Origin of the sequence: Streptomyces sp. DvalAA-43, from assembly GCF_900091725.1 — a bacterium.
Lineage (GTDB): Bacteria > Actinomycetota > Actinomycetes > Streptomycetales > Streptomycetaceae > Streptomyces > Streptomyces pulveraceus.
In genome coordinates this window covers 94201-101849 of the sequence record NZ_FMBW01000065.1, presented here as the reverse complement: position 1 = coordinate 101849, position 7649 = coordinate 94201, and the positions used below count along the sequence as shown (strand labels likewise).

General features: G+C 71.1%; 8 protein-coding genes and 1 pseudogene. 3 read left to right on the top strand and 6 right to left on the bottom strand.

The annotated features are described in order from the left end of the window. Nucleotides 1-174 (top strand): transposase (locus tag GA0115234_RS41530; protein ID WP_141718485.1); only part of this gene is annotated, 174 nt, incomplete at its 5' end. Nucleotides 175-291: 117 nt separating this feature from the next. On the opposite strand, the pseudogene GA0115234_RS27415 reads toward GA0115234_RS41530, so the two are convergent. From GA0115234_RS27415 to GA0115234_RS27385, 6 genes and pseudogenes are all read right to left on the bottom strand, one after another. Then, a pseudogene (locus GA0115234_RS27415) lies at nucleotides 292-840 on the bottom strand (IS630 family transposase); the annotation flags it as partial. A gap of 800 nt (nucleotides 841-1640) precedes the next feature. Continuing rightward, nucleotides 1641-2135, bottom strand: a complete 495-nt coding sequence (locus GA0115234_RS27405; protein ID WP_093547026.1) for an FBP domain-containing protein — start codon at nucleotides 2133-2135, stop codon at nucleotides 1641-1643. Nucleotides 2136-2190: 55 nt separating this feature from the next. Next, nucleotides 2191-2691: a nucleotide triphosphate diphosphatase NUDT15 gene (locus tag GA0115234_RS27400; RefSeq protein ID WP_093547023.1), complete on the bottom strand. Its 501-nt coding sequence runs from the start codon at nucleotides 2689-2691 to the stop codon at nucleotides 2191-2193. 144 nt (nucleotides 2692-2835) lie between these two features. Then, the gene (locus GA0115234_RS27395) at nucleotides 2836-3735 is read right to left on the bottom strand and encodes a hypothetical protein (protein WP_093547021.1); all 900 of its coding nucleotides are present in this window, start codon (nucleotides 3733-3735) and stop codon (nucleotides 2836-2838) included. Next, nucleotides 3732-4745 (bottom strand): SPFH domain-containing protein, encoded by a 1014-nt coding sequence (locus tag GA0115234_RS27390; protein WP_093547018.1) that lies wholly within the window; start codon nucleotides 4743-4745, stop codon nucleotides 3732-3734. The genes GA0115234_RS27395 and GA0115234_RS27390 overlap by 4 nt, the downstream gene beginning before the upstream one ends. A gap of 254 nt (nucleotides 4746-4999) precedes the next feature. Beyond that, entirely contained in the window at nucleotides 5000-5623 is a 624-nt protein-coding gene (locus GA0115234_RS27385) for a TetR/AcrR family transcriptional regulator (protein ID WP_093547015.1), read from the bottom strand. A gap of 162 nt (nucleotides 5624-5785) precedes the next feature. Between GA0115234_RS27385 and GA0115234_RS27380 the strand changes: the two genes are divergently transcribed. Then, entirely contained in the window at nucleotides 5786-6667 is an 882-nt protein-coding gene (locus GA0115234_RS27380) for a phosphatase PAP2 family protein (RefSeq protein ID WP_093547012.1), read from the top strand. Then, nucleotides 6664-7629, top strand: coding sequence for a hypothetical protein (locus GA0115234_RS27375; RefSeq protein ID WP_237541780.1), 966 nt, complete (start codon nucleotides 6664-6666; stop codon nucleotides 7627-7629). Before GA0115234_RS27380 ends, GA0115234_RS27375 begins: the two co-directional genes overlap by 4 nt. Nucleotides 7630-7649: the final 20 nt, after the last annotated feature.

Below are 7649 nucleotides of genomic sequence, written 5' to 3'. Positions count from 1 at the left end.
AAACTACGGTGGCGCATCGAACACGACTACCGCGAGCTGAAGACCACCCTCGGACTCGACCACTTCGAAGGCCGCTCATTCACCGGCTGGCACCGCCACGTCACCCTCGTCACCGCCGCCCACCTGTTCCTGACCGAACAGCGGACCTGCCCAAAAGTCCCTGCCAGGGCCTGACCCTCTACCAGGCCCTGGACCTCCTCCAACATCTGCTGGCCACCTGGACCGGAACCTGCCCCACCTGCCGACAACCCACCCCATGGCAGCCCTACGACACCACCTAACAAAGCCCTACTAGTGTCCTGCGCCGGAGATTCTTCGACAGAAGCGGGCGAGGGAGTCGAGGATCTCCTCGGCCGTCTTGGTCCAGACGAACGGTGTTGGGTTTTCGTTCCACTCCTTGACCCACGCACGGATGTCGGCTTCCAGGGAACGCACGCTTTTGTGGGAGCCGCGGCGGATCTTCTGGTCGGCAAGGAAGCCGAACCACCTCTCCACCTGGTTGATCCAGGACGAACCGGTGGGGGTGAAGTGCAGGTGGAATCGGGGGTGTTTGGCCAGCCATGCCTTGATGGCCGGCGTCTTGTGGGTGCCATAGTTGTCGCAGATCAGGTGGATCTGGAGATGCCCAGGAACCTCCTTTTCGATCTTGATGAGGAACTTCTTGAACTCCGCTGCCCGGTGTCGACGGTGCAGCGAGGTGATGACTTCGCCGGTCGCGACGTCGAAGGCCGCGAAGAGGGTGGTCAGACCGTTACGGATGTAGTCGTGGGTACGCCGCTCGGGCATGCCCGGCATCATCGGCAGCACCGGCTGAGACCGGTCCAGCGCCTGGATCGGGCTGGAGTTTGTGGAACGCTGCGAGGCGTTGCCCAGCTGTCCGCGGCGCATGTCCAGCCAGGCTAGTCCGTCACAGCGGCGCCGAGCGGAGGATGAGGCTGTCTGTGGGCAGAGGCCACCGACAGCTCGGGCAGAGCCGCGCCACGGCTTCGCCGAATGGGACGTCGATCTGGTTCACGGAGGCGGCTGACCGCAGCGTGCGGCACTCGGGGCTTCCGTGGAGCTTGCCCTTGCCTGTCGCCGAGACGTGGCAGGTGATGAGGATGTCCCGGGTCGATCCCAGGGGAACCTCAGGTGTGAAGGGGGAACCGAGCGTGACGTGGCGAAGCTCGTCGCGAGTCGAGGACATGTCGGCAGGCTATGTGCAGGCACTGACAGTCCGCCGGTCAACCTGCCCTCTCCACCCTGCAGTGACCAGAGACGCCAGAGCGATCCTCACCGCCAGGACAGCGATCCTGGGGACCAGTTGGGGACCACACGGTACGCGCGGTGGTGCACGATGCATGCCTACACGCACAACTCGCGCCCGGATTAGATCCGCTATATCCAGAAAATACCCTTGACCCTTACTCCTGGGGGTCAAGGGGTCGCAGGTTCAAATCCTGTCGTCCCGACTCGAAAGAGTCGCAGGCAAGAGGCCGTATCGGAGATATCCGGCACGGCCTCTTGGTCATTTCCGGGATCGGGGGACAATGCCCCGTCGTCGTACCGTCGGAGCGCAAGCCCTGTTCCCGCCTGCTGAGTTGCTTGTCTCCGTGTGGTCCGGCGCACCGCTCGCGGGCGCGGTGCGCCGGATATCCGGGTCAGCCGTAGAGCTTGCCCAGAAACGCGTCGAGGTTGGTCCTGGTCCGCTCCACCTGCTCCTCCAGCGTCAGGCTCTCCTTGAAGCGGCCGCCGGACGCCGGGACCTTCTTGCCCCGGACGTACAGCGAGCAGGCGAGGTCGGTGCAGATGTACAGACCGACCGAATTGCCCTCGCGCCCGGCGGCGCCGGTCTTGCGGGCGGTCATCAGCGAGACGCCGTTCCCCGGGTGCGTGGTGAGGCACAGGGAGCACATGCTCCGGTGGAGGAAGCCACGCTGCTGGGAAGGGAAGCGGAGCGTCACGCCGATGAGTTCGCCGGCGCGTTCGGTGACGATGTAGCTGCGTCCGGGGGCGGAGAGATCCCGCCACCCCAGGAAGTCCAGATCGTCCCAGGGCAGCTCGTCGAGATCGCGGGGCAGTGGCAGCCGCTTCGCCTCCCCCTTGGAGCAGTTGATGAACGATGTGCGGATGTCCTGCTCAGTCACGGCCTTCATGCGAGGGACGCTAACTCTGCCTACGATGCCTAGACAAACGGTTAATGGGGCAAGGTTATGCGCCGTCCACGGCGTCCGCGATCATCAGCCGGTGGGCGGGCGGATGCTCGATCGAGAGGTCCGGCCGCCAGGCCGCGAGCACCTGGGCGGAGGGGGCGAACAACGGTCCCGGCAGGGCGTCGAGCCCGGTCCACTGCCAGGTGCTGATCAGATGGGGCTCGGTCACCCGCGGGCTCGCCGAGGCGATGGTCACCGCGGCGCCCATCGACACCCGGTTGATCCCCCCGACCACGTCGTGGAGCATGGCGAAGACCCGTACGTTCTCCGCGCCGACCTCCAGCCCCGTCTCCTCCCGCAGCTCGCGCACGGCGGCCTCGGCGATGGACTCATGGGTGGGGTCGACCTTGCCGCCGGGCAGCTCCCACGTCCCGCCGTGGTGCCTGCCGAGGAGGACCCGTCCCTGGTCGTCCTGGACGACGACGCCCACGCCGAGCGCCGCCTGGGCCTGCGGCGGGCGGGTGTTGCGGGAAGAGGTGTCCGAGCGGGTGGCCTGCATGGTGCTCCCTGTGATGTGCGCAGGTGGGGAGTGCCACGGGCGTGGGGCCCGGCACTCCGGTCGTACCCGGCAGCCTACGGACAGCCGTGTCGCCGCCCTCCGCGCGGGTCGCTCGCCTGGGCCTCGGCGCCTCGGGCCGGGAGGTCAGACGGTCAGGCGCAGCGAGTTCGCCGAGATGGCGAGCCGTACCGTCTGCCCCCAGGTCAGTTCCAGTGCGTCACTCTCCATTCCGTCGCCGAAGACCATCACCCGGTCGGACTCGACGGTGAGCCTCAGTCCCTGCCCGCTCCCCAGTTCGCCCGCGACCAGCGAGGTGCCGGTCGCGGGGGACGGCCAGGCCTCCCTGACGAACCAGAGGAGGCGCGGGTCGGTGGGGGCGGGGAGGGGGAGTTCGCTGCGGCGTTCCTGCCACAGCGAGCGGAGCCAGCCGGTGGCGCCGGTGCCGGTGCCGACCAGGACGCCGGAGGACGCCTGCGGTTCGGCGGCGGCGCCGGGGGCGTCCGGGCCGAGCCGGTAGCGGGCGGTCTGATGGCCGGGCGGGCCGAGGTAGATCTCGTTGAGCGCGAGGAGGCGCTGGGTGTCGTCGGCCACCGCCTCGACCATGGTGAGCTCGTCCGCCGTTCCGCCGGGGGACGCGGCCGCCCGGAGCAGGGCGGCCGCGTCCTGGGGACGGTGGCGGACGAGCACGCCCGGATTGCGTCCGGGGTCGGTGTCGATGCCCACGACGGGCTGGCCGGAGAGGTACTTGGCGGCGTTGGCGACCAGTCCGTCCTGCCCGACGACGACCACCACGTCCTCCGGGCCGAACAGGAAGCGGTCGAGGTCCGCGCGCTCCACCCGCGACTGGCGCCACTGCAGCGGTACGGCCGCCGCCACATCGGCCAGCGCCTGCCGGGTCTGCCCGTGCCGCCGCGCCACCTCGTCGATGGACCGGCCCCGGCTGGAGAGGAAGAAGGCGGCCTGTCCGTGCGTGCCGTGGCGAGCCAGCAACTCCTCGTACTCGGTGGTGCGGTGGACCAGTACCGCGCGCGGGGCGAGGCTCATGCCCGGGGCTCCGCGCCGGTGGCGCCGAGCTTGCTGAGCAGGCCGGTGAGTACATCGGGGGAGAGGGTGAGGCTGTCGATGCGCGGCAGGTTCTCGGCGAGCCGGGTCGCCGCCAGCGCGTGCAGCGTCGTGGCGTCCACCTCTCCGTGCACCCGCAGCCAGGCCGCCTGGGACTCGGCCCGCGCGGCGCCGACCTCGCGGGCGGCTTCGGCCTCGGCACGGGCCAGCCGCACCTTGCGTGCCGCTTCGGCCTCGGCCCGCACCCCGTCGGCCGCCGCGTGCTCCTCGGCCTCGCGGCGGGTGTTGGTGCCGCGCTGCTCGACCAACTGCTCCTCCCTGCGGGCCAGTTCGATCTGGCTGGCGAGCTCGTTCTCGGCGATGGCCCGTTCCCGCTCCACGGCCACGGCGCGGCGTTCGTAGGTGGCCCGGTCGGCCTCCTGCTGGATCTGCTCACGGGCGGGGGTGCGCAGGGCGCGTTCCACCTCGGCCTCGGGGCGGATGGCGACCACCCGTACCGCGACCACGTCGATCCCGGTGGCGGGCAGCCGTGGTTCGGCGGCGAGCCCCGCGGCGACCCGGTCGCGCACCGAGGCGACACCGTCGACCAGCGCCTCGGCCAGCGCCGTCCTGGCCAGTACGTCGAGGGTGTGCTGCTGGGCGGTCTCGGTCAGCAGGGTGGCGATCTGCTCCAGCGGTGCGCCGCGCCAGTCCCCGGTGTCCGGGTCGATGGAGAAGTCCAGCCGGGCGGCGGCCTCGGCCGGGTCGCTGATCCGGTACGTCACGGTCGCCTGCACGGTGACGTCCTGGAAGTCGGACGTACGGGCGTGGAAGGCCATCGCCAACTCCCGGTCGTTCACCGGGACTTCCGAGAGTGCGGCGCTCAGGGAGCGGTACCAGAAGCTCAGCCCCGGCCCGTCGTGGGCGAGCCGGCCGCGCTTGTGGTGGCGGATGTGCGCGGTGGGCGCGGAGCGCAGATGGCGCCAGCCGAAGCGCCTCGTGATGTCGGCCATGTCGGGACCCCTTTGTTCTCGTCGGTGGGACGATAAAGGGGAAAGGTGATTATCGTCAAGGGGACGAGAAAGGTGGGGTGTGCGTTTCGGCCGGTGCGACTCCCCGGGCGGGGGGGCCGGGCACAACCGCGGGCGGCCGGTGACTCCCCAAGGGGTCACCGGCCGCCCGGATGTGTGCGCCGCCCCCGTCCCCACGGTGCGGCGCCCGGTGGGTCGTAATCATCCGCTCGGATGACGGCCCACGTCTGTCGGGACTAGGGCGTGGACGCGCCCAGTCCGAGTGAGGGAAGGACCGCGTTCTCCACGAAGCGGGTGAGATATGACTCGTCCGCGTACTTGCCCTCCAGCAGCGGCCGCACGCGCATCACGCCCAGGAGCTGGGCGGAGACGAACTCCGCCGCCGGGTTGTCCGCCGGGATCTCGCCGCGCTCCGCGCCGCGCCGGACCATCTCGTCGATCGCCGCCAGTGCGGGCAGGATCAGCGCCTCGCGCAGCGCGCACAGCAGCTCGGGGCTCTGCAGCGCGGCATGGCTGAGCGCGTGCATCAGTGGGGTGTCGCGTCCCGAGCCCTCGCCGATCGCCCGCACCGCCTCGCGCAGGTCCCCCGCGAGCGTGCCGGTGTCGATGTGCGGAAGCAGCGCCTGCCGGGTGCCGTGGAGCGCGGCCACGACCAGCTCGGGCTTGGAGCCCCACTGCCGGTAGAGCGTGGACTTGCCGCAACGGGTCCGCGAGGCGACCCCCTCCATGGTGAGTGCCTCGTAACCGGACTCCCTCAGCATGTCGAGCACGGCCGCGTAGAACTCCTGCGCCCGCTCCGGCGTGATCTTGGAACGGCGTGGTGTGTGTGCCGGTTCCGGTGCGACGTCCTGCGGCGACATGTGTCTTCCCTCTCGGCGAATCTGCGACGAGGTCCTTCGATACGCCAGTGTACCGATACGCGTGTGTACCGATACGTTCGCGTATCGGTACACTGGCGTATCGATACGGCATGGACTGGACCATGCCGCCGTAACACCGCTTCGTCAGCAAAGGGGCACCGGGTGATGTACGCCGGTAGCGAGCCAGCAGATCGGGAGCCGGACAGTTCTGCCCGACCGCCCCTCGTCCGCGAGCTGCTTCTGGTCGTGGGACTCTTCGTGATCTACAAGCTCGGCCGACAGGCCGCGAACGGTCACGTCGACGAGGCGTATCGCAACGCCGGACGCGTCTGGGACTTCGAGCGCACCGCGCACCTGCCCGGCGAGGGCGCGGTGCAGAACCTGCTGCTGCACGACGAGACGCTGATCCACCTCGCGAACACGTACTACGCGACCGTGCACTTCCCGGCCACGCTGCTCTTCCTCGGGTGGCTCTACTGGCGCCGCCCGCGCCACTACGTCTGGTCGCGCCGCATCCTCGCCGCACTCACCGGTGCCGCGCTCGCCCTCCACCTGCTCTTCCCGCTCGCCCCGCCGCGACTGCTGGCCGCCGCCGGACTGGTCGACACCGGCCAGGTGTACGGACCGACGGTGTACGGGGCGACGCCGGCGACCGACTCGATGGCGAACCAGTTCGCCGCGATGCCCTCGCTGCACTTCGGCTGGTCGGTGATGGTCGCCGTGGGGCTGATCGTCGCGACCCGGACGCGCTGGCGCTGGCTCTGGCTGCTGCACCCGCTCATCACCCTGCTGGTGATAGTCGGCACGGCCAACCACTACTGGCTCGACTCGATCGTGGTCTCCGCGCTGCTGGCGGTGGCCTTCGCGGCCCTGCGGCTGCCGCGGACGGACCCGGTACGGGTGCCCCTCCCGTGGCCGTCCGCAGCGGGCGAGCCCGTGCCTTCGACCGTGCCCAGGCCCGCCGAGCCCGCCGTTCCGGCCGCGTACGCCGGAGCGCAGCCGTACTCCGCGGCCCCCTACGCCTCGACCGGAGCGCGGCGATGAACGCCACCGTGACAGCTGTCGCGCTGTCCCTGGTCTCCGCCGCCGCCTACGCGTCGGCCGCGGTGGCACAGTCCCGGCTCGCCGGGCGGACCGAACCGGGCACCGGGGTGCTGCGGCTGCTCGGGCGGGGCGCCTGGTGGTCGGCGGTCGCCCTGAACGCCGGGGGCGCGCTGCTCCACGTCGCCGCCCTCAAGTACGGCCCGCTCACCCTCGTCCAGCCGCTCGGCGCCCTCACCCTGGTCGCCGCCGTCCCGCTGGGTGCCCGCGCCGCCGGACGGCGGGTCACCAGGATCGAATGGCGCGGCACGATCCTCACCCTGCTCGGCCTCGGCGCCCTGCTGCTGACCGCGGGCGGCAGCGCCCCGAGCGAGACGCTCACCCTGCCCGAGGCCCTGGCCGTCGGCGCCGGAACCATGGCGGTCGTCGCCGGACTGAGCAGGCCCGGAGCGCGCCCCGGGCTGCGGCACGCCGCCGCGTCCGGCATCACGTCCGGCGTCGCCTCAGCACTCACCCAGACCCTGACCGTCTCGGTCACCGACCACACAGGTCCGCTGCTCAGCTGGCGTCTGGTCGTCGTCGCGCTGCTGGTCTCCGCCTTCGCGACGGGCGGGCTGCTGCTCTCCCAGACCGCCTACCGGGGCGGCCTGGGCGCACCGCTGGCGGTCGTCACGCTCGCCAATCCGGTGGCGGCGGCGGCCATCGGCCTGGCGCTGCTCGGCGAACGCCTCCAGGGCGGGACGGTCAGTCTGCTCCTGGCCCTGCTCGGAACGGCGGCCGCGGTACGCGGTGTGATTCTGCTCAGCCGCGCCCAGGCGCGGACCGGGGCCGTCGGCGACGGGGCCGTGGCGGCCGCCGAACCGACGGGCGGAGCGCCGTCGCGCGTGGTGATCGGGAGCCCGGGGCCGATGGGCGGCCCGGTGCTGCGGGCCGAACTCGACCGGGCGCCGGTGGGCGGACCGTAGCGGCAAGCGGCGTGCCTCGG

What these genes read in the sequence shown, in the direction of transcription:
- GA0115234_RS27405 (WP_093547026.1), bottom strand. Translation starts at nt 2,135, where the DNA reads ATGAAGGCCGTGACTGAGCAGGACATCCGCACATCGTTCATCAACTGC.
- GA0115234_RS27400 (WP_093547023.1), bottom strand. Translation starts at nt 2,691, where the DNA reads ATGCAGGCCACCCGCTCGGACACCTCTTCCCGCAACACCCGCCCGCCG.
- GA0115234_RS27395 (WP_093547021.1), bottom strand. Translation starts at nt 3,735, where the DNA reads ATGAGCCTCGCCCCGCGCGCGGTACTGGTCCACCGCACCACCGAGTAC.
- GA0115234_RS27390 (WP_093547018.1), bottom strand. Translation starts at nt 4,745, where the DNA reads ATGGCCGACATCACGAGGCGCTTCGGCTGGCGCCATCTGCGCTCCGCG.
- GA0115234_RS27385 (WP_093547015.1), bottom strand. Translation starts at nt 5,623, where the DNA reads ATGTCGCCGCAGGACGTCGCACCGGAACCGGCACACACACCACGCCGT.
- GA0115234_RS27375 (WP_237541780.1), top strand. Translation starts at nt 6,664, where the DNA reads ATGAACGCCACCGTGACAGCTGTCGCGCTGTCCCTGGTCTCCGCCGCC.